The following is a 22,999-nucleotide window of genomic DNA, read 5'->3' as shown; positions in this document are numbered from 1 at the left end:
CAGCTGCACTCCGCACGCTCTGTGGCCCGCGGCAGATCATCTCGGTTCGGCAGACAGACGCATCTGCGAGATCAGTACGCGCGTCTCTTCTGTGTCCTCACTGACCCACGCGGCCTCCAAAGTACGTTCCACTTCCTCCGCTGCCACGTCGCGCACCTGCTCCAGAAGCCGAAACGACAGCCACCGGGCCACTGCGTCCCTTGGATTGAGCGCCTCCGCGCAGAATCGCGTCGCAACCGTGGTCAGCTGATCAGAGGTAAGCGTCAACAACTGGGGAAGCCTCTTTCCGTTCGGCTCGGAAGCCAGTCGCTGAGCGGCCTCCCATCTGATCTCCAGCACTCGGAAGATGACGGCAGTCAGGTACAGATGCCGGACGGCTTTGTCTCGATCGAGCAGTCGGATCACATCGCCGACCAGCCCCCTCTCTCCCACTTTCGCCAGAATCCCGGCCGAGTTGACCCGGAGGACCGCCGATTCCCCCTCGTTCAGCCATCCAATCAGCGTGTCCATGTACGACGGCTCTCGTAGGAGCAGATCCTTGACGAACTGGTCTGTCTCGTAGGATGTCTGAGCGTCCATCAGTCTGCCACTATAGTTCTGGCAGATATCCGTGAAGATGCGCTGCGCAATGAAGAATTCCATGAACGACTTGTGCGCAAAACCATAGAAACCTGCATTGTCCCGCTGCAGAAATGACTGTGTGCGTACATCGTGCTCGTAGTTGTGCATCAGCGCCGTGGACCTGGAGGTCAGCGAATCCTGGAGGGCGCGCGGGAGCTCCGAGTAGTGAATCGAAGCGGTCTCTCTCCGGAACATCTCCCACGCCAAGTCCTGCATCACGGTGCGCTTTTCTCGCGATTCCATGATGGAGCGCTGCTCGACGAGGTTCTTACGCATCCATTCGTCAGTGTAGGTCTCGTACAGAGTCGCAGGGTTGACCGTGTTCTGCTGCACGAGCCGCGGCAGGGTGGCAGCGATCATGGACAGAAGAATGGGTCGTTGCGCCAGGTTTCCGAGGTCGTAGATGCGATGAATATCCTGGTAGTACCCCTCGGCCCGGTCGCCGACCTGACGCCGCAGCGACTTCCGAATGCGCTCGTCGTCGAATTGAACAAGATGCAGGATCTCGAAATTGGGTCGCCCCTTCAAATTGATGCGCTGCAAGCCCTCTCCTGCCAGGACTTCTCGCTCCTCGAGATCCGTACGAAAGTAGCTCGTACGACATGTGAGAATCGCCTTGCAGTTGGCATCCGGTTCCACAACCTTGGCCAGTTCGTCGAAGTTTCGGACTGTTGCCAGGTCGTCCAGGCGGGCCTGCATCTCGTCGAAGCCGTCAAGAATCAACACCAAACTGTCGTGTCGATTGAGGAATTGAAATGTCTCATAACCACCTGGCAGGTGCATCCCGTACGCATTGACCAGCGTGTCAGTAATCAATTCCTTGATGTTGACCGAATCACCATGCGACCGATCTCTCAGAGAAATCAGGATCGGCACCCGGTTGTGTTCGCAGTCCTCCAAATAGCGACGGGCCAGCCGTGCCGCATAGTGACGAGACAGCCACGTTTTACCAGTACCGAAATCACCGAGAATAGAGATGTGATTACGCCCCGGAGTGTCGATCCAGACATCCAGAAATGCCTCGACATCGTCGAAACTGTCAGTACTGAGCGGCACCGACCGCATCCTGTCGTACTGCGGTACTTCGCAGGCGAGTTCCACCCACAGCTTATCGATGCCCTCTTCTTCGTACTCTTGAAGCATCCGCGCAAGGTAGGCGTCGATGTTGAGCATCGTCCGGTAGAACTGAGCTATCGACATGATGCGGGTGTCCTCGGCCCTGGCCCTGGCCTGGGAGGTGAAAACGCCACTGCGGTAGCCGATCACCCAGACCTCGCTCGCTGCCTCCTCCCCTCCCCGCAAAGCATGCGCCCCGTCGATGTGCCCGGATCCCACGCTCCCTTCCACGCAACGAATCCACCGCACGATCTGTGTGCCTTCGCTGTACTTGCTCGCCCGGAAGTCCACCACCCCCGGGCTGCGGCGGGGTCGAGAAACGGTGTATCCCATGGCCTTGAGCAGGCCCATCACTTCTGCAGACAGCCTGTCGTCCATCCCCGGATCGAGCTTGCGCCCAGGCTCCTCCGACGCCGTCGGCTGCCCGTGGTGTGCCGCCCGCTCCCGCAACTCTGTCAGCCAAGTCAGCAGGACGTCCCCCGGCGACCGCCTGCCGAGTGACAAGTTGATTACCTTCACACCTCTCTGCTCCAGGTCCTTGACCGCAAGCGCGGGGGCGTCGAACTGCACGGAGTAGAGATTGCGCTGATAATCTCCGGTCTCCTGACGGAGCTGCGTCAGGAGTGTCCGCAGATCCGGGTCCGTCACGCTGTATCCCAGGAACAGAACGGTGCGGGTCTGCAAAGTGGCACCCAGCAACCGAATCAGAGCGGGCCGGTCCGTAGTGATGCGCTCGTAATCCCCCGCAGTGATGACAATTGACTCGGGAATGGACAGATCTCCGTGGATCTTCACCACCTGGGTGCGTTCGTTCGACCAGAATCCCGCGTCCACGGCCCGTGTCACCGTACTGAAGGGTTTGCGCGCTCCTCTGTACGCCTGCTCGATCAGATCGTCGAAGTTCGTCGTCACAACGAGCGGCACCGGAAGCTCAGTCAGTGCGTGGTGGACCCTCGTGGGCTGCAGACTCAGCGTGTCCAACTGGTCTCTGATGCGCTGCACCAACCGGTTCCGACCGTGCTCCAGTTCGTAGTACGCGGCAACATCCCGATGGTCTGCGCCGGACGGGCAGCCCGGTAACTCGGCGGCAAGTCGGCCGATGAGTCCCTGCCAGTCGGGCAGACCGGCGTCTTTCGACAAGCCCGCGCCGGCGAACACCACACCGTTTCCGTGGCTGAACTGTTCGACCAGCTCGAGTGGCATGTCGTAGGCACTCATCGCATTCTCCGGATCGGAATCGACGTGAAGGTGAACGTGGCCCGCGACACGGGAGGCGCAGCGCGAGTGAAGATCTAGGCCTCAGCCATCTCGGTCCGCCGTCGGATGCTCCTGCAACATGCCTCCGCCTCGCATTGTGTCCGTTCCGTGGCTCAGGGTAGCCAGGCGCTGCGTTCCGGGAAAGGGGTGATCGCCTTCGTGGTCGTTCATTCGTGGACCGTGCCAACCGACGTCACTTCCGACCGGTCCGTCCGACGGCCACTGCTCCACTCCGACTTCATCCAAGGCGGTCGTACGGACATGGTGGGAGAGCTCGGCGGCCACCGGTCGGCCGGTGTGTGTCGGCCCAGTGCCGGTGACGACCATCGCAGAGTGTTTCCCAGGTCACCGCGGAAGGTATGGGCGGGCGGGTAGGGTGCGGCTTCGGGATCAGGGACAATGGGCGCCATGAGCGTTCGTACCCAGTCATCCGAAGAACCGGCCGAGGCTGTTCACCGGGCCGGCTTCGCCTGCTTCGTGGGCCGTCCCAACGCGGGCAAGTCCACCCTCACGAACGCTCTGGTCGGGCAGAAGGTGGCGATCACCTCGAACCGCCCGCAGACCACCCGGCACACGGTGCGGGGCATCGTGCACCGCGAGGACGCCCAGCTGATCCTGGTGGACACCCCGGGGCTGCACAAGCCGCGTACGCTGCTGGGCGAGCGGCTGAACGACGTGGTGCGCACCACGTGGGCCGAGGTGGACGTCATCGGCTTCTGCCTGCCGGCGAACGAGAAGCTGGGCCCCGGTGACCGCTTCATCGCCAAGGAGCTGGCCGGGATCAGGAAGACCCCGAAGGTCGCGATCGTCACCAAGACCGACCTGGTGGACTCCAAGACGCTGGCCGAGCAGCTGATCGCGATCGACCAGCTGGGCAAGGAGCTGGGGATCACCTGGGCGGAGATCGTCCCGGTTTCCGCCACGGGGAACCAGCAGGTGGACCTGCTCGCCGACCTCCTCACCCCTCTGCTGCCCGAGGGCCCGGCGCTCTACCCCGAGGGCGATCTGACCGACGAGCCGGAGCAGGTCATGGTCGCCGAGCTGATCCGGGAGGCCGCGCTGGAGGGCGTACGCGACGAGCTGCCGCACTCCATCGCGGTGGTCGTCGAGGAGATGCTCCCGCGCGAGGACCGCCCGGCCGACAAGCCGCTCCTGGACATCCACGCCAACGTGTACATCGAGCGCCCCAGCCAGAAGGGCATCATCATCGGCCCCAAGGGCAAGCGCCTGAAGGACGTCGGCATCAAGTCCCGCAAGCAGATCGAGGCGCTGCTGGGGACCCCGGTCTTCCTGGACCTGCACGTCAAGGTCGCCAAGGACTGGCAGCGCGACCCGAAGCAGCTGCGGCGCCTCGGGTTCTGAACACCCGGGACCACCGAGCGACCGCCCGACCCGCCCCCACGCCGACGCAACACCCGACACTCCGGCCACGCGGCGGCAGCCGCACATCGATACAGCCTGGACCTGCACGTCAAGGTCGCCAAGGACTGGCAGCGCGACCCGAAGCAGCTGCGGCGTCTCGGGTTCTGAGCCCGCGCCCGGGACGGGAGCGGTCAGGGGGTCGGGGGGCGGAAGCCGATGGTGGGGACCGCGCGGCGCAGGGGCCAGGGGGCGGGTGTCACCAGGTCGTCGGGGACCAGGTCGGCCAGGAACGCGTAGCGGCTGAGGGCCGCCGGGTCCTGGTCCTCCAGGGACTGGACCTTGCGCCACCAGGTGGCGATCTCGCGCCAGCCCGGCGCCGACAGCGAGCCCCCGAACTCCTGGACGGAGAGGGCCGCGGTCAGTCCGGCGAAGGCCAGACGGTCGGCGAGCGGCCAGCCGGCCAGGGTGCCGGTGACGAACCCGGCGACGAAGACGTCCCCGGCGCCGGTCGGGTCCAGGGCCTCGACCTCGATGGCCGGGACCTCGGCGCTCTCCCCCGTGCGCCGGTCCACGGCGTAGGCGCCGTCCGCGCCGAGGGTGACCACGGCGAGCGGCACGTGCTCGGTCAGGGCGTGCGCGGCGGCGCGGGGGCAGGTGGCGCCGGAGTAGCGCATGGCCTCCTCCGCGTTCGGCAGGAACGCCTCGCAGTGCGCCAGGTCGGGCAGCGCGGCCAGGTCCCAGGCGCCGGTGTCGTCCCAGCCGACGTCGGCGAAGACGCGGGTGCCGCGGGCGGCGGCGCGGGCGATCCAGGGGGCGCTGACGCCGGGGGTGAGGGAGGCGACGGCGGCGCGGGCGCCGGGCGGGCAGTCGGGGGACGGTTCCTCGGGCGGCGGCTCGTGGCCGTGCGAGACCATCGTGCGCTCCCCCTCGTACGCCATGGAGACCGTCACCGGCGAGTGCCAGCCGGGCACGGTGCGCGAGGAGGCCAGGTCGATGCCCTCGCCCCGGGACAGGGCGTCCCAGCAGTAGTCGCCGTAGTGGTCGTCGCCGAACGCGGCGGCCAGCGAGGTGCGCAGGCCCAGGCGGGCCAGCGCGGTCGCCATGTTGGCGATGCCGCCCGGGCTCGACCCCATCCCCCGGGCCCAGGACTCGGTCCCGCGCACCGGGGCGGAGTCGAGCCCGGTGAAGATCACGTCGAGGAAGACGGTCCCGGTCAGGAACACGTCCCAGGGCGGGTCCTGCGGTGTGCGCAGACCGGCGAGGGGATCGGCCCGGGGGTGGCGGTGCGATCCCTCGGGCGGGACGTGGCGGTGCGTTCTCTCGTCGGCCGGCATGACGGGCACGTCGGTCGCGTCGGGCACGTCGGTCAACACGGTGGACACGGTGGACGCTGTCACGGTGCGCTCCCTGGCATGGTGCGGACCCCGCCAGTGTGCACCACGCCACCGACGGTGCGGTGGTGCCGGCCGCGTGGCGTCAGGCCGTGGCCGGTCCCGGGTGCGCTGTCCGGGCGGCGCCGGGGGTGGTCTCCGGTGCCGGGGCCGCCGCCGCCCCGGCCGGCCGGGTGCGGACCCGGTCGTTGCGTCCGCCGCCGCGCACCAGCAGCACGCTCAGCGCGGCCAGGAAGCCGACGACGGTCAGACCGACCAGGCCGCCCTTGGTCGAGCCGGTGGTGTCCTCGATGATGCCGAAGGCGGTGGGGGCGACGAACCCGCCGAGGTTGCCGATGGAGTTGATCAGCGCGATGCCGGGTGCCGCGGCGCGGGCGTCGAGGTAGCTCTGCGGGATGGTCCAGAAGACCGGGGAGGCCGGCTTGAAGCCCATCGCGGCCAGGCACAGCGCGCCGAGCCCGATCCAGGGCGAGACGAACACGGCCAGCAGGGTGCCGCAGCCGCCGAGCAGGAGCAGGACCACCAGCACGGGCCGGCGCTTGCCGATGCTGTCGGAGACCCGGCCGCTGACGAACAGGGCGACCAGCGCGCACAGCCACGGCACGGCGGTCAGCAGCCCCACCTGGAAGTCGCTCACCCCGCCGATGTCGTCCACGATCGACGGCAGCCAGAACGTGACCGCGTACAGGGCGACGTTGATCGCGAAGTAGATCCAGAGGAAGAGCAGCATCTGGGGGTCGGCCAGCAGTTTCCAGCGGGAGACCCTGGCCGCCTTCTCGCCGCGTCGCGCGTCCCGTTCCTCCTGCTCGGCGTCGATGGCCGCGACGAGGTGGGCCTTCTCCTCGTCGGTCAGCCACGTCGCCTGCTCGACGCCCGAGTCGAGGAAGCGGTAGACAACGAAGCCGAGGACGACGGAGAAGACGCCCTCGATGAAGAACATCCACTGCCAGCCGGCGTGGCCCCAGATCCCGTGCATCTCCATCAGCGCCCCCGAGACGGGGCCGACGATGACGGTGGCGGTTCCGGAACCCATCAGGAAGATCGAGGTGGCCCGGCCCCGGTGGGAGTCGGGGAGCCACCGGCTGAAGTAGTAGATGACGGCCGGGAAGAAGCCCGCCTCGGCGACGCCGAGCAGGAAGCGCAGGGCGTAGAACATCTCCACGCTGTTGACGAAGGCCATCGCGGTGGCGACGATCCCCCAGCTGATCATGATGCGGGTGAGCCACACCTTGGCCCCGAACCGCTCCATCAGCATGTTGGAGGGGATCTCGAAGAGGGCGTAGGCGATGAAGAAGACACCGGCGCCGAGGCCGAAGGCGGCGGCCGACAGGCCGACGTCGGCGCGGAGTTCGTCCTGGGCGAAGCCCAGGTTGACGCGGTCCATGTAGTTCGCCACGAACATGACGAAGAAGAGCGGGACCACACGGCGGAAGATCTTGCGTACGGCGGACTGTACGGCGGGGGAATGCACCTCGGGACTTACTGCTGCGGACACGAGCGGCTCCGGTCGTGGCAGGGGACGGGGAGGGGACGGGGAGGGGGCTGTCGGCGAAGGGGCCTGTTCACCAACGGGGGACGGACGGGGTGGCCCATCCCGGGTCGGCGACCCGCATCGCCGCCGCGTCGTCGCGGTCGCGGAGCGTGCCGTCGTCGTCGAGCCAGCGCCGGTGCAGGAACGCCAGGCGCTCGCGGTCGAGTTCGACGCCGAGGCCGGGGGCGTCGGAGACGGCGACCTTGCCGCCGTCGAAGGTGAGCCGTTCGGTGAGCACGTCCTCGGACTGCCAGGGGTAGTGGGAGTCGCAGGCGTGGTGGAGGTTCGGCACGGTGGCCGCGACGTGGGTCATGGCGGCGAGGCTGATGCCCAGGTGGGTGTTGGAGTGCATGGAGACGCCGACGCCGAAGGTGCGGCAGACGGCGGCCAGTTGCTGGGTGTTGCGCAGTCCGCCCCAGTAGTGGTGGTCGGAGAGCACGACCTGCACGGCGCCCTTGGTGAACGCCTCCCGGATCTCGGCGAACGTCGTCACGCACATGTTGGTCGCGAGCGGCACCCCGGTCCTCGCGGCGACCTCGGCCATCGCCGGGGTGCCGAGCGCGGGGTCCTCCAGGTACTCCAGGACGTCCCCGAGTTCCTCCGCGACCTTGAGGGAGGTCGCCACGGACCAGGCGCCGTTGGGGTCCAGGCGCAGGGGGTGCCCGGGGAACGCCTCGGCGAGGGCCCTGATCGCGGCGATCTCCTCCTCGGGCGGGAAGACGCCGCCCTTGAGCTTGAAGGAGGTGAAGCCGTACCGCTCGGTGAAGGCGCGGGCCTGCTCGACCACGCCGGCCGGGTCGAGGGCGGCGCCCCAGTCGTCCTGCTCGCACGGCACGCCGTCGGGATGGTCGGCCCACTTGTAGAACAGGTAGGCGCTGTACTCCACGGCGTCGCGGACCTTGCCGCCGAGCAGGGCGTGCACGGGCAGCCCGAGCGCCTTGCCGAGGGCGTCGAGGCAGGCGACCTCGAAGCCGGAGACGACGGACAGGCGCAGCTTGTCGGCGGTCTGGACACCGCGCAGCCCGCCGACGTCCACCTGCCCGGAGACCCGGGAGGAGTCGACGGCGACCTCGTCGGCGAGGGTGAACAGGCCGTTGAGGTCCGAGACCTGACGGCCGATCAACTTGTCGGCGAACGGGCGGGCCAGCTCCAGGTACTTGGCGTCGCCGTAGGTCTCGCCGACGCCGGTGGTGCCGTCGGCGGTCTCCACCTCGACGATCAGGCGGGGAGTGTACGGCTGGTGCACGCCCTGGGTGTTGAGCAGGGGCGGGTCGGCGACCAGGATCGGCGTCAGGTGGACGGCCGTGATGGTGAGGTCGCGGGTCACAGGGCGGCTCCTACGAGGTCGAGTCCGGTGCTGAGCAGGGTCTTGAGGGCGGCGAGGTCGGCGGGCGCGGGGTCGGTGAGGGGGGCGCGGACGGGGCCCACGGGGCAGCCGCGCAGCCGGGCCGCCGCCTTCACGAGGGACACGGCGTATCCGGGGACGCGGTCGCGCAGTTCGACGAGCGGGACGTAGAAGTCGCGCAGCAGCTTGTCGACCGTGCCGGTGTCGCCGCCGCGCAGGGCGGCGAGGAAGGCGTTCGCGATCTCGGGCGCGAAGGCGTGCACGGCGGAGGAGTAGGCGGGGACGCCGACGGCGGCGTAGGCGCGGGCCTGGATCTCGGCGGTGGCGGCGCCGTTGAAGAAGAGGAAGTCCTCGGGGGCGGCGAGGACCGAGCGCTGGAGTCGGTCGAGGTCGCTGTGTCCGTCCTTGAGGCCGATCACGCCGGGGACGCGGGCGAGGCGCCGGACGGACTCGGCGGTGTAGGCGACCTGGCCGCGCTGGTAGGCGATGAGCGGGAGCCGGGTGCCGGCGGCGATCCGCTCCACCTGCGCGACCAGGCCGTCCTGCGGGGCCGCGGTGAGGTAGTGCGGCAGGACGAGGAGGGCGTCGGCCCCGGCGTCCTCGGCGATGCGGGCGAACCGCAGGGCCTGCGCCCAGCCGTAGCCGGTCCCGGCGACGACCGGCACCCGGGCCGCGCTCTCCTCGACGGTGATGGTGACGACCTGGCGGTACTCGTCCTCGTCGAGGGAGAAGAACTCGCCGGTGCCGCAGGCGGGGAAGACGGCGCCGGGGGCGGTGGCGAGCCGTTCGGCGACGTGGGCGCGGTAGCCCTCGGGGTCGAGCGAACCGTCGTCGCGGAAGCTGGTCAGTGGGAAGGACAGCACGCTCCGGGCCATCCCCTCGCGCAGCCGTCGGACCACGGCCGCCCGGTCCGCGGCACCGGTGTCGGGGCCCCCGTTCGTGCCCACGCTCGTCATCTCAACCCTCTCCTGTCTCCGTATGTAGATGTCATCCACGTATGGAGATGGAGATTAGATACGTGGCCCTGGGGCGTCAATGGGCCGGCGGCACCGGATTACGATCGGCGGCATGTCGGAGACAGGTGGCGCGGTGGAGGGCGCGGCGGGTGGGGCGCCGGGTGGCGTCCGCGAGGTGAAGTCCGCTGCGCGCACGGTGGAACTGCTGGAGGTGCTGGCCGCCCGCGGGGACCGCCCGGCCCGGCTCCAGGAGCTGGCGGACGGGCTGGGCGTACCGCGCAGCTCCATGTACGCCCTGTTGCAGACCCTGATCTCGCGCGGCTGGGTCCGCACCGACGTCACCGGCTCGCTCTACGGCATCGGCATCCACGCCCTGCTCACCGGCACCAGCTACCTGGACTCCGACCCCCGGGTGCGGGCGGTGCGGCCGTACCTCGACGAGGCCTCCGAGGCGCTGGGCGAGACCATCCACCTGGGGCGGCTGGACGGGCGCGACGTGGCGTACCTGGCGACCCGGGAGTCGCACGCATACCTGCGCACCATCAGCCGGGTGGGGCGTCGGCTGCCCGCCCACGTGGGCGCGCTGGGCAAGGCGCTGCTGGCGGAGCGGCCGGACGCGGAACTGCCCGAGGGGCCGTACGAGGCCTTCACCCCGAACACCCGCACCAGCAGGGAGGCCCTGGCCGCCGATCTCGCCCGGACCAGGGAGCGCGGCTACTCCGTCGACCGCGAGGAGGGCGTCCCCGGCATCGTCGGCTTCGGCTTCGCGCTGCGCTACGAGGTGCCGGCGCTGGACGCGATCAGCTGCTCGGTGCCGGTGGCCCGGCTGACGCCGGATCACGAGGCGCGGATCGTGGCGGTGATGCGGGAGATCAGGGCCGGACTGGAGGCGACGGTTCCGGCCGGAGGCGGCTCGGTCCACTGGCGTTAGCGCCCGCTGCTACCCAGCCCCGAAACCCCCAAACGGATATGTGACCTAGATCACACCAGTCCGCCTGTTTCGAGGCTCCTCCCGCTTGATACAAATTGCCCGCGCGCCCCTCTCGGTCGACGGTCGTCGCTCCCTCCCCTCCCACCGTCCTTTCGCCTGCCCTGGGAACGCCCGTGCTCGCCCCCCGCACCACCCCCTGGCCCCTCGTCGCCCTTTTCACGGCCGGGTATCTGCCTCCCTACCTGCTGCCCACCACCGTCGGCAGACTCGACACCGGACTGCCGCTGTCCACCACGCAGGCGGGCGCCGTCGGCAGCACGCTGCTGCTGAGTTCGGCGACCGCGGGCTTCCTGCTGGCCTCCCGGGTGCAGCACGTCGGCCCCCGGGCGCTGGCCCGCCTCGGCCTCGCCCTGGCCGTCCTCGGCTACGGCGCCGCCGCCCTCACCACCGCCGTCCCGGCCGTCGTCCTCGGCGCGGTCGTGGGCGGTTTCGGGTCGGGGACCGCCACCACGGTCGCCGCCACCCGGATCGCCGCCGAGAAGGATCCCCACCGCGCCTCCACGATGGGCCTGCTGAGCGTGTCCGCGCTGGCCGGCGCGGTGTACCTGACGGTGCCCCACCTCGGCCGGGCGCACGGTCTGCCGCTGGCCGCGATCGCCCTGACCGCGCTGGCGGTGTGGCCGCTGACCGGCGCTCTGCCGGGCCCGACGGCCTCCTCCCCGGGCGCGCCCGGCACCGACGCCACCGCCCCGCTCCCCCACCGCCGTTCGGGACTGGTCCTGGCCGTCACCGTGCTGTGCTGGTCCCTCGCGCAGAACTCCCTGTGGGGCGTCAGCGGCCGGATCGGGCTGACGCAGGCCGGTCTCGGTGACGCCACCCTCGGAGTCGTCTTCGCCGTCGCGCTGGGCGCGGGCCTGGTGGGCGTGCTGGCGGCCGGTGCCCTCGGGCCGCGGCTCGGGCGGGCGATGCCCGTCGGCGCCGGTACGGTGCTCATCGCGGGCTGCATCGCGGTGAGCGCGTCGGCGACCACCCCGACGGCCTTCGCGACCGGCGAGATCGCCTGGAACACCGTCTACCCGGTCGTCCTGTCGTACCTGATCGGCCTCGCCGCCTCGCTCGACGCGCGCGGACGGTGGGCGGTGCTCGTCGGCTCCGCGTCCTCACTGGGCACGGCGGCCGGGCCGCTGACCGGCAGTGTCCTGTCGGCGCAGGCCGGTTTCGCGGGCATGGGGCTGGTCCTGGCCGCCGGACTGCTGCTGGTCGCGGCGCCGATGACCGCCGTCGCCCTGCACACCGCGGGCCGCCCGCTGCTGCCCGGCGCGATCCGCCGCCGCGGGGGCACCCCGGCCGCGCTGGTCGCCGCCGCCACGGGTACGCCGAGCGGTGCGGTGCCCGAGGTCGGTGCCGTGGAGCAGCCGGTCGTGGAGATCGACGTGGAGGCCCCGGCGGTGGCCGTCCAGGGTGCCTACGACACGGCGGGACCCCGGCAGGCGGCGGCCACACCGGGGTCCGGGACGGGCTGAGCCCGGCGCGGGGGCGCTACGCGACGGGGAACTCGTACGCCTCGACCTCCGCGAGATACCGCGCCCGCAGCTCCTCGTCGTCCTCCAGGAAGGAGGCGAGGAACGAGTTGCGGGCCAGCTCCCGCAGCCGCTCCCCGGTCAGCCCGAGGGCCTGGCGCACGGCGTCGAGGTTGTCGCCCGCGTAGCCGCCGAAGTAGGCCGGGTCGTCGGAGTTCACCGTGCACATCAGGCCCGCGTCGAGCATCGCGGGCAGCGGGTGGTCGGCGAGGGTGTCGACCGTGCGCAGCCGGACGTTGGAGAGCGGGCACAGGGTGAGCGGGACGCGTTCGCGCACCAGCCGCTCGACCAGCGCCGGGTCCTCCATCGAGCGCAGGCCGTGGTCGACGCGCTCCACGCCGAGGACGTCCAGGGCCTCGGTGACGTACTCCGGCGGCCCCTCCTCGCCCGCGTGCGCGACCCGGTGCAGCCCGAGGGCGGCGGCGGCCTCGTACACCTCGCGGAACGTGACCGGCGGGTGGCCGACCTCGGCGGAGTCCAGGCCGACGCCGGTGATGCGGTCGAGGTACGGCCCCGCGGCCTCCAGCGTGGCAAGGGCCGACTCGGCGGACTCGTCGCGCAGGAAGCAGAGGATCAGCCGGGTGGAGACACCGTGGTTCTCCCTGCTGGGACCCAGCGCCCGCCACAGCCCCTCCACGACCGTGCCCATCTCCACGCCCCGGGCGAGGTGGGCCTGGGGGTCGAAGAAGATCTCGGCGTGCCGGACGCCCTGGGCCGCGGCGCGGGCGAGGTAGGCGTTGACCAGGTCCTCGAAGTCCCGCTCGGTGCGCAGGACGGCCATCAGCTCGTAGTACAGGTTCAGGAAGGACTGGAGATCCTCGAAGCGGTAGGCCTCGCGCAGCGCGTCCTCGTCCGCGTACGGCAGGGAAACGCCGTTGCGGGCGGCCAGCGCGAAGGCCAGCTCGGGTTCCAGGGTGCCTTCGATGTGGAGGTGCAGTTCCGCTATGGGCAGGGGCATCAGAGCATGATACGGCCGTTTCACCGACGTTTCGGAACCGGGACGCGGGTGAGGTCGCGGGCCACGGTCAGCTCGCCCGCGTAACCGGCCGCGCGCGCCTGCCGTTCGAACTCCTCGGGGTCGGAGTAGCGCTGGCTGAAGTGGGTGAGGACGAGGTGCCGCACGCCCGCGTCCCGGGCCACCCGCGCGGCCTGGCCCGCGGTGAGGTGGCCGTGGTCGGTGGCGAGGGTCTCGTCCTCGTCGAGGAAGGTGGACTCGATCACCAGCAGGTCGCAGCCCTCCGCGAGCGCGTGCACGCCCTCGCAGAGCCGGGTGTCCATGACGAACGCGAACCGCTGGCCGCGCCGGACCTCGCTGACCTCGTCGAGCGGGACGCCGTTCAGCGAGCCCTCGCGCTGGACGCGGCCGACGTCGGGGCCCTTGATGCCGTGCGCGGCGAGGCGGTCGGGCAGCATGCGGCGGCCGTCGGGCTCGGTGAGCCGGTAGCCGTAGGACTCGACGGGGTGGGAGAGCCTGCGGGCGTCCAGGGTGTAGGCGGGGGTGAGCGCGAGGGCGCCGTCGGTGTCGACCGGGGCCTCGGTGAGGGCGACGGTCTCGCGGTAGGCGGTGGCGTACCGCAGGCGCTCGAAGAAGCGCTGCCCCGAGCGCGGGTAGTGGGCGGTGATCTCGTGCGGGACCTGGTCCAGGTTGATGCGCTGGATCACCCCGGCCAGGCCCAGGCTGTGGTCGCCGTGGAAGTGGGTGACGCAGATCCGGTTCAGGTCGTGGGCGGCGACCCCGGCGCGCAGCATCTGGCGCTGGGTGCCCTCGCCGGGGTCGAACAGGATGCCCTCGCCGTCCCAGCGCAGCAGGTAGCCGTTGTGGTTGCGGTGCCGGGTCGGGACCTGGCTGGCGGTGCCCAGGACGACGAGTTCACGTACGGACACGGTGCCGGTCCCGGCCTATCCGGGGGGCCATTCGAGGCCGCGTCCGCCCAGCACGTGGGCGTGCGCGTGCCAGACGGTCTGCCCGGCGCCGCCGCCGGTGTTGAAGACGGTGCGGTAGCTGTCCAGCTTCTCGTCGTCGGCGACGGCCCGGGTCTCGCGCAGGACGTCGGCGGCGAGCTGCGGGGCCTCGGCGGCGAGGGCGCCGGCGTCCTTGTGGTGGGCCTTGGGGATCACCAGGACGTGGGTGGGGGCCTGGGGGTTGATGTCCCTGAACGCGACGGTCGTCTCCGTCTCGCGGACGATCGTCGCGGGAATCTGCCCTGCGACGATCTTGCAGAACAGGCAGTCGTCCTGGGGTTCGCCAGCCACTTGGCTCTCCTCACGCCGGTGATCTTCTGTGGGCATCGTATCCGCCGCCGCAGCAGCGGGCCGTCGTGCCGCCCGAGGGCTCCTCCCAGGCCGTTCGGGCACTGGGGGAGGCACTGCCCGTGCTCAGGGCAGCGTGGGCGGCGTCTTCGCCGGGGTCTCCTCCAGTGCCGCCAGCGCCAGCGCGATCGCCTCGTCCAGCTGGGGATCGCGGCCCGCCGCGTGATCCTGCGGACGCTGCGGCACCTCCACGTCCGGATCGACGCCGTGGTTCTCCACGCCCCACCCGTACCCCTCCAGCCAGAAGGCGTACTTCGGCTGCGTGATCAGCGTGCCGTCGACCAGCCGGTAGCGGCTGTCGATGCCGATGACGCCGCCCCACGTGCGCACGCCGACCACCGGACCGATCCCCAGCGCCTTGATCGCCGCGTTGACGATGTCGCCGTCCGAGCCGGAGAACTCGTTGGCGACGGCGACGACCGGCCCGCGGGGCGCGTCCTGCGGGTAGCTGGTCGGACGCATGCCGCGCGGCAGGTCCCAGCCGACGATGCGCCGGGCCAGCTTCTCCACGACCAGCTGGGAGGTGTGCCCGCCGCGGTTCTCGCGGACGTCGACGACCAGGCCCTCCCTGGCCACCTCGACGCGCAGGTCGCGGTGGATCTGGGCCCAGCCGGGGGCCTGCATGTCGGGGACGTGCAGGTAGCCGAGCCGGCCGCCGGACTTCTCGTGGACGTAGGCGCGCCGGTCGGCGACCCAGGCGTGGTAGCGCAGCGGCTCCTCGTCGGCGAGCGGGACGACGACGGCGTGCCGCACCTCTCCGCCGCCGGCCGGGGAGACGGTCAGCTCGACCGGCTTGCCGGCCGTGCCGACGAGCAGTGGGCCGGGTCCGGTGACCGGGTCGACGGCCTGTCCGGCGACCGCGACGATCGCGTCCCCGGCGCGCACGGCCACCCCGGGCGCGGCGAGCGGGGAGCGGGCGTCGGGGTCGGAGGTCTCCGAGGGCAGGACGCGGTCGACGCGCCAGGCGCCGTCCTCGTGGCGGGAGAGGTCGGCGCCGAGCAGGCCCTGCCGGGCGCCGGAGCCGTGGCCGCCGCGCGGGGTGACGTAGGCGTGCGAGGTGCCCAGTTCGCCGTGCACCTCCCACAGGAGGTCGACCAGGTCGTCGTGGGTGGCGACGCGGTCGAGGACGGGCCGGTAGCGGTCCAGGACGCCGTCCCAGTCGACGCCGTTCATGTCGGCCCGCCAGAAGTGGTCCCGCATGATGCGGCCGGTCTCCTCGAACATCTGCCGCCACTCCGCGGCCGGTTCGACCCTCTGGCGGACCCGGCCCAGGTCGACGGTGACGTTGGTGTCGCTGTCCTCGTCGCCGGAGGCCCGCCGGTCGCTGGGCACGACCTTCAGCCGTCCGTCGGTCCACAGCAGCACCCGCTTGCCGTCACCGCTGACCTCGTAGTGGTCGGCGTCGCCGCCGAGGTGCTCGACGCGCTGCTGGGCGAGGTCGTAGCGCTCCAGCTCGGTGTTGGGGTCGGGGTCCTCCGGGGTGGCGCGGGAGGCGCCGAGGACGCCGGTGAGCGGGTGGCGCAGCCACAGCACGCCGTCCTTGGCGGCGCGCAGCCGGGAGTAGCGGGCGGCCTCCACCGGGAAGGGCACGATGCGGTCGGCGAGGCCCTCGATGTCGATCCGGGTGGTGGGGGTGCCCTCGCTGTCGGGGGTCTCCTCGCGGTCCGGGGTCTCGAAGGGGCGGCCGTGGCGCTGCGGTCCGAAGGGCGAGGGCGTGGTCGCGGCCAGCGTGATCAGGTAGGGCCGGGCGCCCTCGACGAAGGCCAGGTCGAAGACGTGCTCGTCGTAGACCGGGTCGAAGGAGCGGGTGGAGAGGAAGGCGAGGTGCTTGCCGTCCAGGGTGAAGGCCGGCGAGTAGTCCTTGAAGCGCAGCGGGGTCGCCTCGCTCACCGACAGGTCGGTGGTGTTGGCGAGCTTGAGCTGGCGCAGCGGGTCGGGGCCGGGGTGGGACCAGGCGAGCCAGGCGGAGTCCGGGGAGAAGACCAGACCGGACGCGTCGCCGTCCTCGCTGCGGTCGACCTCGCGGACCTCGCCGCTCTCGCGCTCGACGAGCAGGACCCGCCCGTCGTGCGAGGCGACGGCGACGCGGCTGCCGTCGGGGGCCACGGCGAGGTTCAGCACCCGGCCGAGCTGTCCGGCGGCCAGGCGCCGCGCGGTGGCGCCGGGGACGAGGCCGGTGGCGGGGGCGAACTCCAGGGCGTCGTCGCCCTCGGCGTCCGTCACCCACACCACCCACTCCTCGCCCTCGGCGCGGAAGGTGCGCGGCAGCCGGTTGCGCACACCGGGGGTGGCCGCGAGCGCGCGCGCCGGTCCGGAGCGGTGGGTGACCCAGTGCACGCCGCCGCGTACGGCGACGGCGCTGCCGCGCGCGGTGTGGTCGGGGGACGCGGAGCCGAACCAGCGGGCGGCGTTGACCGGGTACGGCTGGAGGTCGACGCGGGCACCGCCGAGCCGGATGTCCAGGCGGCGCGGCTCGGCGCCGTCGAGGTCGTCCAGCGTCCACAGTTCACCGGCGGACGAGTAGACGACGCGGGTGCCGTCGGTGGCGGCGTGCCGGGCGTAGAAGCCGGCGAGGGGGGTGTGCCGGCGCATGTCGGAGCCGTCGGCGAGGGAGGAGTAGAGGGCGCCGGTGCCCTCGTGGTCGCAGAGGAAGGCGATCCGGTCACCGACCCAGAAGGGGTACTCGATGTTGCCGTCGAGGTCGGCGTGCAGGCGCACGAACTCGCCGTCGTCCTCGCGGTCGATCCACAGCTTGCCCGCCGTGCCGCCCCGGTAGCGCTTCCACCAGGCGGCCTCGCGGCCCATCGGCGCGGAGAGCAGCACGGTGTGCGGGCCGTGGGCGACGTCGCCGACGGGCCCGTACGGCAGGGTGTCCGCCGGGCCGCCGTCGAGCGGGACGGCGCGGGCCCAGCTGCGGCGCAGACTCGCCTCGCCGTAGGTGCTGAGGGCGAGGACGCGGCCGTCGGCGGTCCAGCCGCGTACCTGCGTCCTGGTGCTGCCCCAGTGGGTGAGCCGCTCGGCGGGGCCGCCGTCGACGGGCGCGACGTGCACCTCGGGGGCGCCGTCGCGGGTGGAGGTCCAGGCGACCCTGGTGCCGTCGGGCGAGATGCGCGGGTGGTTCACCGGCACGTTGTCGGCGCTGACCCGCCAGGCGCGGCCGCCGTCGAGCGGGGCGAGCCACACGTCGTCCTCGGCGGTGAAGGCGACCAACTCGCCGTGCGGGTGCGGAAAGCGGAGGTAGGCAGGCGCTGCGGGCTGAGTCACCCCCATACCCTATGCAGGGGCGCCGTCCGCCGACAGAGGTTTGGATCACTTCCCGGCCGCCGGCCACCTACGGGGCGACCGGCGGTGGGCGGTGGGCTACTTGCCCTCCACCGGCCGGCAGTGCGGGTCGTCCGGGCACCAGATGGTCCGGGTGACGGTCACGGTGGGCCCGGGCCCGTTCGGGGAGGGCCGGTGGGCGGGCGGGGCGCTCGTGGCGTCGCAGTCGCCCAGCCCCTTCACCCGCAACCGCACCTTGCCGTCCACCTTCGCGGTCAGGTCCCCGCGCACGCAGGCGCCGTTGACCACCCGGGTGACCTTGCCGTCGACGGTGACGTCCTGGCCGGCGTCCGTCCTGCCCTCGCAGTGGACGGAGGCGACGGTGTTCCCGGTCGCCGAGGCGGTGGTGCCCCGGTCGCCGAAGGAGGCGGTGCAGGTGAGCCAGCGCACCTCCGCCTTGTGCCGCTGCAGTTCACGGGTCATGGTCTGGTCGGTCGTGTAGGCCACCGACGCGGAGCTGATCCCGCCCGGTTCGCACGCGACGAGACCGCCGACGGCGACGGCCGAGGCGACGATCACCGGAGCCGTACGCCGAATCCGTCTCAAAGCCCCCATGGAGGGCAGCCTGCCACCGCACCGGGACCGGCGGTAGGGCGCATACGGCCACTCCTCACTACCGTGGGCGCCATGGGCGACGACCGCAGGCAGCGCAGTCTCGTGGTGGACGAACACACCACCTGGCTGTGGAGCCACCGGCACAGACGGGGCCGCGACGGCGGGTGGCGGGACGCGCTGACGCTGTACCGCGACGGTGTGCGGGTGCGGTTCGTCTTCCGGCCGGGCGGCCCGGACTCCGGCCGGTACACCAGCGAGGGCGACCACTGGTACGAGGGCTGCGTGGGCGACGGCCGGGGCCACCTGCTCAACCTGCGCGAACCCGGTGTCGTACGGGCGCTGGTCGAGGAGGCCGGGCGGCGCGGGCTGCTGCCCGGGCGCGGGGGCCGGCCGGTGGACCTGGACGGCTGGGACCTGTTCCCGGCCGTGGTCGCCGCCGTCGACGGCTGACCGGGCCGGTCAGGACCAGCGGCCGGTGCGGGCCAGCAGCACGGCGGTCGCGGCGGTGCCCGCGGTGGAGGTGCGCAGGACGCTGCGGCCCAGCCGGTAGGGCGCCGCGCCGGCCTCGGCGAACAGGGCCAACTCCTCGGGGGAGACGCCCCCTTCGGGCCCGACGACGAGCACGATGTCGCCGGTGGTGGGGAGTTCCACGGCGGACAGGGGTTCCTCGCCGCTCTCGTGGAGTACGGCGGCGAAGTCGGCCTCGGCCAGAAGTGAGGCAACCTGCTTGCTCGTCGCCGCGTCCGCGACGTCGGGGAAGCGGACCCGGCGGGACTGCTTGCCCGCCTCGCGGGCCGTCGCCCGCCACTTGCCGAGCGCCTTCAGGCCGCGCTCGCCCTTCCACTGCGTGATGCACCGGGACGCCGCCCAGGGCACGACGGCGTCGACCCCGACCTCGGTCATCGTCTCGACGGCCAGCTCACCGCGGTCGCCCTTGGGCAGGGCCTGGACGACGGTGATGCGGGGCTGCTCGGCGGGTTCCTCGTGGACGCTCTCCAGGTCCATGACGACCAGCCGGTCCTTGCCCTCGGCGGCCTTCACCACGCCCTCGGCCCAGCGTCCGCGCCCGTCGGTGAGGACGACGTCCTCGCCCGCGTGCAACCGCTTCACGGAGACCGCGTGCCGCCCCTCGGGGCCGTCGAGGACGTACTGCCCGCCGGGCAGGTCGTCGAGGGAGTCGACCACGAACACCGGTGCCGTCATCGGCCCGTACCTCCCGCCGTGTAGCCCGACAACGCTGTCCCGGCGGCGGCGAGTTCGGCCGCCAGCACCTCCACCAGCTGCCCGGCGGGCAGGTCCCGGGCCATCCGGTGGCCCTGTCCCGCCCACAGGGCCATGCCCTGCGCGTCGCCCGCCCTCGCCGCCGCCCCGCGCACCGGCGCGGTGAGGTGGTGCACCTCGGGGTAGGCGGCGGGGGCGTAGGGGCCGTGTTCGCGCAGGAAGCGGTTGACCAGGGCGCGGGCGGGGCGGCCGGAGAAGGCGCGGGTGAGTTCGGTGCGGACGAACAGCGGGTTGGTCAGCGCCTGCTTGTGCAGGTCGTGCGCGCCGGACTCCGGGGTGGCGAGGAAGGCGGTGCCCAGCTGGGCCGCGCTCGCGCCGGCCGCCAGGACCGCGGCGATCTGGCTGCCGCGCATGATGCCGCCGGCGGCGACGATAGGCAGGCTCACCGCCTCCCGGACCTGGGCGACCAGCGAGAGCAGGCCGGTGCCGGTGCCGCCGGTCTCCGGGTTGTCCCGGTGGGTGCCCTGGTGGCCGCCGGCCTCGACGCCCTGGGCGATCACCGCGTCGGCGCCGGACTGCTCGACGGCCCGGGCCTCGTCCGCGGTGGTCGCGCCGACCAGGGCGAAGGTGCCCACGCGGTGCAGGGAGTCGACGACCTCGCGGCTCGGGACGCCGAAGTGGAAGGACACCACCGGTACGGGGTTGTCCAGCAGGACGGCGAGCTTGGTGTCGTAGCCGTCGTCCCGGCCGCAGTCGGGGTCGCCCAGCTCCGTCTCGTACCAGGCGGCCTCGCCGGCCAGCTGGTGGGCGTAGACGTCGACGGCGGCGGGGTCGGCCGTCTCCGGCTGGGGGAGGAAGAGGTTGACGCCGAAGGGCCTGTTCGTCAGTCCCCGCAGATGCTTGATCTCCTGGTACATGCCGTCCGCGGTCTTGTACCCGGCGGCCAGGAAGCCCAGCCCGCCCGCCTCGGAGACCGCGGCCGCGAGCCCGGGCACGGAGACGCCGCCCGCCATGGGCGCCTGCACGATCGGGTAGGGGAAGAGATCGGTCAGTGCGGAGGACATGACGGCATGTTGTCACGTCCTCCACACAAGTCCGAATCCGGGCTTGTGTTGGCATACGCCAGGAGCATCCGCATCCCCGAGGGGGCGTTCACCCCGCCCGGAACCTGACGTCGACACCCGCCACCGAGCCCTACGTCAACGCCCGTTGAACGCGTCCTTCAACCGCGAGAACAACCCCTGCTGCCCCGGCTGGAACTGCCCCTGCGGGCGTTCCTCGCCGCGGAGCTTGGCCAGCTCGCGCAGGAGGCGCTCCTGCTCGGGGTCGAGCTTGCCCGGGGTGGTGACCTCGACGTGGACGATGAGGTCGCCGCGGCCGCCGCCGCGCAGGTGGGTCACGCCGCGGCCGTGCTTGGGGATCGACTGGCCGGACTGGGTGCCCGGGCGGATGTCGACCTCCTCCATGCCGTCGAGGGTCTCCAGCGGCACCTTGGTGCCGAGGGCCGCCGCCGTCATCGGGATGGTGACCGTGCAGTGCAGGTCGTCGCCGCGGCGCTGGAAGGTCGAGTGGGGCAGCTCGTGGATCTCGACGTACAGGTCGCCGGCGGGGCCGCCGCCGGGGCCGACCTCGCCCTCGCCCGCGAGCTGGATCCGGGTGCCGTTGTCGACACCGGCCGGGATCTTCACCGTCAGGGTGCGCCGGGAGCGGACCCGGCCGTCGCCCGCGCACTCGGGGCACGGGGTCGGGACCACGGTGCCGAAGCCCTGGCACTGCGGGCAGGGACGCGAGGTCATGACCTGGCCCAGGAAGGACCGGGTGACCTGCGAGACCTCGCCGCGGCCTCGGCACATGTCGCACGTCTGGGCACTGGTGCCCGGCGCCGCGCCCTCGCCGTTGCAGGTGTTGCAGACGACCGCGGTGTCGACCTGGATGTCCTTGGTCGTGCCGAACGCGGCCTCGTCCAGCTCGACCTCGATGCGGATCATCGCGTCCTGGCCGCGGCGGGTGCGCGAGCGCGGCCCGCGCTGCGACGCCGTGCCGAAGAACGCGTCCATGATGTCCGAGAAGTTCCCGAAGCCCCCCGCGCCGAAGCCGCCCGCGCCACCGCCGGCGGCCTGCGAGAGGGGGTCGCCGCCAAGGTCGTAGACCTGCTTCTTCTGCGGGTCCGACAGCACCTCGTAGGCGGCGTTGATCTCCTTGAACCGCTCCTGGGTCTTCGGATCGGGGTTGACGTCCGGGTGGAGCTCGCGGGCGAGCCTCCGGAACGCCTTCTTGATCTCGTCCTGGGAAGCGTCGCGGCGCACGCCGAGTACGGCGTAGTAGTCCGTGGCCACCTACGACTCCGCCAGGATCTGTCCGACGTACCGTGCCACTGCGCGTACCGCTCCCATCGTTCCCGGGTAGTCCATGCGGGTCGGTCCGACCACGCCGAGCTTGGCAACCGCCTCGCCGCCCGAACCGTAGCCGACCGACACGACGGACGTTGAGTTGAGTCCCTCGTGGGCGTTCTCATGACCGATCCGTACGGTCACGCCCGGATCCTTCGCCTCGCCGAGCAGCTTGAGGAGCACGACCTGCTCCTCCAGTGCCTCCAGCACCGGCCGGATCACCAAGGGGAAGTCGTGCCCGAAGCGGGTCAGATTGGCGGTGCCGCCGATCATCAGCCGCTCCTCGTTCTCCTCGACCAGCGTCTCCAGGAGGGTGGAGAGCACGGTGGAGACCGTACCGCGATCCTCGGCCTCGAAGGCCTCCGCCAGATCTTCCACCAGAGACGGCACATCCGTGAAACGGCGCCCCGCGACCCGGCTGTTGAGCCGCGCCCGCAGATCGGCCAGCGACGCCTCGCCGAACGGCGCCGGACAGTCGACCATCCGCTGCTCGACCCGGCCGGTGTCCGTGATCAGCACCAGCATCAGGCGCGCGGGAGCGAGCGAGAGCAGCTCCACGTGCCGCACGGTCGAGCGGGTCAGCGACGGGTACTGCACCACGGCGACCTGCCGGGTGAGCTGCGCGAGCAGCCGCACCGTGCGGGCCACCACGTCGTCGAGGTCGACGGCGCCCTCCAGGAAGTTCTGGATGGCACGCCGCTCGGGCGCGGTCATCGGCTTGACGCCGGCCAGCTTGTCGACGAAGAGCCGGTAGCCCTTGTCGGTCGGGATGCGCCCCGCGCTGGTGTGCGGCTGGGCGATGAACCCCTCGTCCTCCAGGGCCGCCATGTCGTTGCGCACGGTGGCCGGGGAGACGCCGAGGTTGTGCCGCTCGGTGAGGGCCTTGGAACCGACCGGTTCCTCGGTGCCGACGTAGTCCTGGACGATGGCGCGCAGCACCTTCAGCCTGCGTTCACTGAGCATCGGCGCGCACCTCCAGCTGTCCGTCCGCCCGTTTCCGGCCTGTCTGTCCTGGCACTCATGGCTCGCGAGTGCCAGACTTCCCCGGCCCAGTGTACGGCCGTGGGGTACGCCCCCGGCAAGGCCGGGACCAAGCCGTTAGCGTCGTCGCC

Annotated in this window: 18 protein-coding genes; 4 read left to right on the top strand and 14 right to left on the bottom strand. The window is 71.6% G+C overall.

All coding sequences use genetic code 11. The features are described 5' to 3' along the window. Positions 1–36: 36 nt before the first annotated feature. Positions 37–2,955 carry an SIR2 family protein gene (locus tag IE94_RS0109360; RefSeq protein WP_030180966.1) on the bottom strand — a complete coding sequence of 973 codons (2,919 nt, stop codon included), beginning with the start codon at positions 2,953–2,955 and terminating at the stop codon, positions 37–39. A gap of 447 nt (positions 2,956–3,402) precedes the next feature. Between IE94_RS0109360 and era the strand changes: the two genes are divergently transcribed. Beyond that, positions 3,403–4,356, top strand: coding sequence for a GTPase Era (gene era, locus IE94_RS0109355; RefSeq protein WP_030180959.1), 954 nt, complete (start codon positions 3,403–3,405; stop codon positions 4,354–4,356). Between the two features lie 191 nt (positions 4,357–4,547). Here the strand turns inward: era and IE94_RS0109350 are convergent, their stop codons facing one another. The 4 genes from IE94_RS0109350 to IE94_RS0109335 form a co-directional block, all read right to left on the bottom strand. Beyond that, positions 4,548–5,690, bottom strand: coding sequence for a carbohydrate kinase family protein (locus tag IE94_RS0109350; RefSeq protein WP_030180956.1), 1,143 nt, complete (start codon positions 5,688–5,690; stop codon positions 4,548–4,550). A gap of 142 nt (positions 5,691–5,832) precedes the next feature. Then, positions 5,833–7,218, bottom strand: coding sequence for an MFS transporter (locus IE94_RS0109345; RefSeq protein WP_030180953.1), 1,386 nt, complete (start codon positions 7,216–7,218; stop codon positions 5,833–5,835). Positions 7,219–7,309: 91 nt separating this feature from the next. Continuing rightward, positions 7,310–8,605: a glucarate dehydratase family protein gene (locus tag IE94_RS0109340; RefSeq protein WP_030180951.1), complete on the bottom strand. Its 1,296-nt coding sequence runs from the start codon at positions 8,603–8,605 to the stop codon at positions 7,310–7,312. Then, entirely contained in the window at positions 8,602–9,579 is a 978-nt protein-coding gene (locus tag IE94_RS0109335; protein ID WP_030180948.1) for a 5-dehydro-4-deoxyglucarate dehydratase, read from the bottom strand. The genes IE94_RS0109340 and IE94_RS0109335 overlap by 4 nt, the downstream gene beginning before the upstream one ends. A 112-nt stretch (positions 9,580–9,691) precedes the next feature. Between IE94_RS0109335 and IE94_RS0109330 the strand changes: the two genes are divergently transcribed. Both IE94_RS0109330 and IE94_RS0109325 read left to right on the top strand, forming a co-directional pair. Further along, entirely contained in the window at positions 9,692–10,510 is an 819-nt protein-coding gene (locus IE94_RS0109330; protein ID WP_030180945.1) for an IclR family transcriptional regulator, read from the top strand. A gap of 173 nt (positions 10,511–10,683) precedes the next feature. After that, positions 10,684–12,033, top strand: a complete 1,350-nt coding sequence (locus IE94_RS0109325) for an MFS transporter (protein ID WP_030180942.1) — start codon at positions 10,684–10,686, stop codon at positions 12,031–12,033. 16 nt (positions 12,034–12,049) lie between these two features. Here IE94_RS0109325 and IE94_RS0109320 read toward each other — a convergent pair whose 3' ends face one another. The 5 genes from IE94_RS0109320 to IE94_RS0109300 all read right to left on the bottom strand — a co-directional run bounded on the left by IE94_RS0109320 (position 12,050) and on the right by IE94_RS0109300 (position 18,276). Further along, a complete protein-coding gene (locus tag IE94_RS0109320) occupies positions 12,050–13,048 on the bottom strand; it encodes an adenosine deaminase (RefSeq protein WP_030180939.1) in 999 nt (332 codons plus the stop codon). Positions 13,049–13,068: 20 nt separating this feature from the next. After that, the gene (locus IE94_RS0109315) at positions 13,069–13,974 is read right to left on the bottom strand and encodes a ribonuclease Z (protein ID WP_030180936.1); all 906 of its coding nucleotides are present in this window, start codon (positions 13,972–13,974) and stop codon (positions 13,069–13,071) included. A 15-nt stretch (positions 13,975–13,989) separates the two neighbouring features. Then, the gene (locus IE94_RS0109310) at positions 13,990–14,343 is read right to left on the bottom strand and encodes a histidine triad nucleotide-binding protein (protein ID WP_030180934.1); all 354 of its coding nucleotides are present in this window, start codon (positions 14,341–14,343) and stop codon (positions 13,990–13,992) included. 123 nt (positions 14,344–14,466) lie between these two features. Next, positions 14,467–17,670, bottom strand: a complete 3,204-nt coding sequence (locus IE94_RS0109305) for a S41 family peptidase (RefSeq protein ID WP_030180931.1) — start codon at positions 17,668–17,670, stop codon at positions 14,467–14,469. A 90-nt stretch (positions 17,671–17,760) separates the two neighbouring features. After that, entirely contained in the window at positions 17,761–18,276 is a 516-nt protein-coding gene (locus tag IE94_RS0109300; protein WP_030180928.1) for a hypothetical protein, read from the bottom strand. Between the two features lie 72 nt (positions 18,277–18,348). Here IE94_RS0109300 and IE94_RS0109295 point away from each other — a divergent pair, with 72 nt between their 5' ends. Further along, positions 18,349–18,726 carry a hypothetical protein gene (locus IE94_RS0109295; RefSeq protein WP_030180927.1) on the top strand — a complete coding sequence of 126 codons (378 nt, stop codon included), beginning with the start codon at positions 18,349–18,351 and terminating at the stop codon, positions 18,724–18,726. 9 nt (positions 18,727–18,735) lie between these two features. On the opposite strand, the gene IE94_RS0109290 is transcribed toward IE94_RS0109295, so the two are convergent. The 4 genes from IE94_RS0109290 to hrcA all read right to left on the bottom strand — a co-directional run bounded on the left by IE94_RS0109290 (position 18,736) and on the right by hrcA (position 22,850). Further along, the gene (locus IE94_RS0109290; RefSeq protein WP_030180923.1) at positions 18,736–19,479 is read right to left on the bottom strand and encodes a 16S rRNA (uracil(1498)-N(3))-methyltransferase; all 744 of its coding nucleotides are present in this window, start codon (positions 19,477–19,479) and stop codon (positions 18,736–18,738) included. Further along, on the bottom strand, positions 19,476–20,561 hold the full coding sequence (locus tag IE94_RS0109285; protein ID WP_030180921.1) for a nitronate monooxygenase: 1,086 nt from the start codon (positions 20,559–20,561) through the stop codon (positions 19,476–19,478). The genes IE94_RS0109290 and IE94_RS0109285 overlap by 4 nt, the downstream gene beginning before the upstream one ends. 135 nt (positions 20,562–20,696) lie before the next feature. Then, positions 20,697–21,833, bottom strand: a complete 1,137-nt coding sequence (gene dnaJ, locus IE94_RS0109280) for a molecular chaperone DnaJ (protein WP_030180919.1) — start codon at positions 21,831–21,833, stop codon at positions 20,697–20,699. Further along, entirely contained in the window at positions 21,834–22,850 is a 1,017-nt protein-coding gene (gene hrcA, locus IE94_RS0109275) for a heat-inducible transcriptional repressor HrcA (protein ID WP_030180918.1), read from the bottom strand. It abuts the gene before it with no gap. Between the last annotated feature and the right edge of the window lie 149 nt (positions 22,851–22,999).

Source organism: Streptomyces violaceorubidus, from assembly GCF_000717995.1.
In the GTDB taxonomy this organism is placed as follows: domain Bacteria; phylum Actinomycetota; class Actinomycetes; order Streptomycetales; family Streptomycetaceae; genus Streptomyces; species Streptomyces violaceorubidus.
Note: the sequence above shows the minus strand (reverse complement) of the source record. Positions and strands in the feature narration are given on the sequence as shown.

What these genes read in the sequence shown, in the direction of transcription:
- IE94_RS0109360 (WP_030180966.1), bottom strand. Translation starts at nt 2,955, where the DNA reads ATGAGTGCCTACGACATGCCACTCGAGCTGGTCGAACAGTTCAGCCAC.
- era (WP_030180959.1), top strand. Translation starts at nt 3,403, where the DNA reads ATGAGCGTTCGTACCCAGTCATCCGAAGAACCGGCCGAGGCTGTTCAC.
- IE94_RS0109350 (WP_030180956.1), bottom strand. Translation starts at nt 5,690, where the DNA reads ATGCCGGCCGACGAGAGAACGCACCGCCACGTCCCGCCCGAGGGATCG.
- IE94_RS0109335 (WP_030180948.1), bottom strand. Translation starts at nt 9,579, where the DNA reads ATGACGAGCGTGGGCACGAACGGGGGCCCCGACACCGGTGCCGCGGAC.
- IE94_RS0109330 (WP_030180945.1), top strand. Translation starts at nt 9,692, where the DNA reads ATGTCGGAGACAGGTGGCGCGGTGGAGGGCGCGGCGGGTGGGGCGCCG.
- IE94_RS0109320 (WP_030180939.1), bottom strand. Translation starts at nt 13,048, where the DNA reads ATGCCCCTGCCCATAGCGGAACTGCACCTCCACATCGAAGGCACCCTG.
- IE94_RS0109305 (WP_030180931.1), bottom strand. Translation starts at nt 17,670, where the DNA reads ATGGGGGTGACTCAGCCCGCAGCGCCTGCCTACCTCCGCTTTCCGCAC.
- IE94_RS0109300 (WP_030180928.1), bottom strand. Translation starts at nt 18,276, where the DNA reads ATGGGGGCTTTGAGACGGATTCGGCGTACGGCTCCGGTGATCGTCGCC.
- IE94_RS0109295 (WP_030180927.1), top strand. Translation starts at nt 18,349, where the DNA reads ATGGGCGACGACCGCAGGCAGCGCAGTCTCGTGGTGGACGAACACACC.
- IE94_RS0109290 (WP_030180923.1), bottom strand. Translation starts at nt 19,479, where the DNA reads ATGACGGCACCGGTGTTCGTGGTCGACTCCCTCGACGACCTGCCCGGC.
- IE94_RS0109285 (WP_030180921.1), bottom strand. Translation starts at nt 20,561, where the DNA reads ATGTCCTCCGCACTGACCGATCTCTTCCCCTACCCGATCGTGCAGGCG.
- hrcA (WP_030180918.1), bottom strand. Translation starts at nt 22,850, where the DNA reads ATGCTCAGTGAACGCAGGCTGAAGGTGCTGCGCGCCATCGTCCAGGAC.